Origin of the sequence: Nocardia sp. NPDC060220 (assembly GCF_042727815.1) — a bacterium.
Lineage (GTDB): Bacteria > Actinomycetota > Actinomycetes > Mycobacteriales > Mycobacteriaceae > Nocardia.
Map to the genome: position 1 here is coordinate 1 of NZ_JBHWZY010000905.1, position 2,643 is coordinate 2,643.

Genomic DNA, 2,643 nt, shown 5'->3' on the forward strand with positions numbered 1-2,643 from the left:
CCTTCGAGAGCATGCCTCATCGTAGCTGGCTGAATCTTTATGCACAATGACAGAACAGCCACTTTCGGCTGAAAATCATCGAGCGAAAAATTACTGCCATGCTTACTTTTCTGATCGTCCTCACCGCCGTCATCGGACTCGCCGTACTGATCGGTCGCGGCACCGCCGGCTCCACCGGGATCGTCGACCGCGACGCTCAGCGCATGGACACCGAGCTCAAAGCCATCGCGGGCTACGCCGACTACATCCGCCCGAGCCATCACTGAAACAACGAATGCCGCCCCATCCGCAGGGATGAGACGGCATTCGCAAGTCCGGTCGAACTCAGACGGCGTCGCCGGGGCCGACCCGCGGCTTCGGAGCGCGCATCTTGCGGATCTGCGAGGCGCGGACGAAGGCGTACCAGCCGAGCTTGAAGCCGGTGTCGGTGGTGTCGGGGAACCGTTCGATCACCCGGTTGCTCACGATCTTGCCCAGGACGAAGCCCTCGATGATCATGAAGACCATCATCACCAGCATGGCCAGGGTGACGATGGTCTGCAGGCCGGGGGCGACGAACATCGACAGGATCAGCACCAGCGCCATCGGCATGAACAGGCCGACGAGGTTGCGGCGGGCGTCCACCAGGTCGCGCACATACGCGCGGACCGGGCCCTGATCGCGGGGCAGCAGATACTTGTCCTCGCCGGCGAGCATGCGGGCGCGGCGGTCCTGCACGGCGGCGCGACGGTCGGCGGCGGCGGCCTTGCGGTCCTGTTTGGTGCCCTTGACAGCCTTGCGGCGCGCGCGGGCTTCCTTGGCGGTCAGCGGGGCGGGCGCGATCGGACCGCGCCGCTTGCCTTCTGCCTCACGCCTTTTCGGCGTCGGCCTGCCCTTACCGGGAGTGGTCGACGCCGCGGCGGCGGCCTGTTCGGAGTCGGACACCGACGGGTCGACGGACTCGTCGATGGTGCTGGACTCGTCGCGACGAAACAATTTCACGTTCACCAGGCTATTCGATGATGCCGACCATCGGGAAATGCGGTCCGCTCAGCGGTGGGCCCGGTCTCATCCGCGGCCGGGCTGCGACGCAGATCACGCCGTCACAGGGCGTACTGTGGGCACAAGCACCCAGGTGGCGTCCACTGGCTGCGCCGAGGGTGGCAAAATAGGAATAGCAGTTGCTGCGACAGCGTTGAAGACAGTCGTGCGCTGTGCACCTGAGGTCCGTTGACGGGCTGAGTCGAACTAGGAGTGTCCATGACTGTGCAGAACGAGACCGCCACCGAGACCCACGGTGCGACGTTGACCGACGCTGCCGCCATCAAGGCGAAGGCGCTGCTCGACCAGGAGGGCCGCGACGATCTGGCCCTGCGGATCGCCGTGCAGCCCGGTGGCTGTGCCGGTCTGCGTTACCAGCTGTTCTTCGACGATCGCATCCTCGACGGTGACATCGTCGTGGAGTTCTCCGGCGTGAAGCTGGCCGTCGATCGCATGAGCGCCCCGTACATCGACGGCGCCTCGATCGACTTCGTCGACACCATCGAGAAGCAGGGCTTCACCATCGACAACCCCAACGCCACCGGCTCCTGCGCCTGCGGCGATTCGTTCAACTGATGTTCGGCGCCGCGGGTTAGCGGCGCCGTAACCTCGCCTTCGAGGGCGCGCCCGGGATCATTGTGGTTGCGTGGCGAGGTAGCGAACAGGTGAACCACAAGCGGTAGCGCTTGCTAACGTTGAAGTCCGGGATCGGGTGATCCCGGACTTTCTGTTTTCCTCGTCTAGCGTCGAAGGGGCCCTGCCTCGTGTCTGTTGCCGTGTCCGCATCCATCGCCACCGACCACCTCATGCGCTTCCCCGGCCGGTTCGCCGATGCGCTGCTCGCCGATCAACTCGATCATGTGTCCTTGAGCTTCCTCGTCGACGATCTGCAGATCCGCCGCGGCGGAGTGGCGGGCAACATCGCCTACGCGATGGGCCTGCTGAAGCAGCGTCCGGTGCTCGTCGGTGCCGTCGGCGCCGACTTCGCCGAGTACCGCCAGTGGCTGGAGGCCAGCGGCGTCGACTGCTCGGCCGTGCACGTGTCCGCGACATCGCACACCGCCCGGTTCGTGTGCACCACCGACGAGACGATGGCGCAGATCGCGTCGTTCTACCCGGGGGCGATGAGCGAGGCGCGCGATATCGATATCGCCGCGATCGCCGCCGCCCACGATGTCGACCTGGTGCTGGTCGGGGCGAACGACCCCGACGCGATGGTCGCGCACACCCGCCAGGCCAAGGCACAGGGCATCGCCTATGCCGCCGACCCGTCCCAGCAGCTGGCCCGTCTCGACGGCGAGCAGGCGACCGAACTGGTCGACGGCGCCGCCTACCTGTTCACCAACAAGTACGAGTGGGCCCTGCTGCAGCAGAAGACCGGCCTCAGCGAAGCCGACATCACCGCCAAGGTCGGCATCCGGGTCACCACGCTGGGCTCCGAAGGTGTGCTCGTCGTCGACGCCGACGGCACCGAGATCCGCGTCGGTGTGGTGCCCGAAGTGGCCAAGGTCGACCCGACCGGCGTCGGCGACGGTTTCCGCGCCGGTTTCCTCACCGCCCACCGCGCCGGCCTGACCCTGGAACGCGCCGCCCAGCTCGGCTCCCTGATCGCCGTCCTGATCC

General features: G+C 66.4%; 4 protein-coding genes. 3 read left to right on the plus strand and 1 reads right to left on the minus strand.

Features of this window, described 5'->3' with window-relative positions; translation table 11 throughout:
* Window positions 1–98 precede the first annotated feature (98 nt).
* Window positions 99–266: a hypothetical protein gene (locus ACFWF3_RS31490; protein ID WP_378992528.1), complete on the plus strand. Its 168-nt coding sequence runs from the start codon at window positions 99–101 to the stop codon at window positions 264–266.
* Between the two features lie 58 nt (window positions 267–324).
* On the opposite strand, the gene ACFWF3_RS31495 is transcribed toward ACFWF3_RS31490, so the two are convergent.
* Complete coding sequence (locus ACFWF3_RS31495; protein WP_379317404.1) at window positions 325–981, minus strand: DUF3043 domain-containing protein; 657 nt, start codon at window positions 979–981, stop codon at window positions 325–327.
* A 258-nt stretch (window positions 982–1,239) separates the two neighbouring features.
* On the opposite strand from ACFWF3_RS31495, the gene ACFWF3_RS31500 reads away from it, so the two are divergent.
* A complete protein-coding gene (locus tag ACFWF3_RS31500) occupies window positions 1,240–1,596 on the plus strand; it encodes an iron-sulfur cluster assembly accessory protein (RefSeq protein WP_067459056.1) in 357 nt (118 codons plus the stop codon).
* Window positions 1,597–1,826: 230 nt separating this feature from the next.
* On the plus strand, window positions 1,827–2,643 hold an 817-nt coding region (locus tag ACFWF3_RS31505), incomplete at its 3' end, for a carbohydrate kinase family protein (protein WP_379317406.1).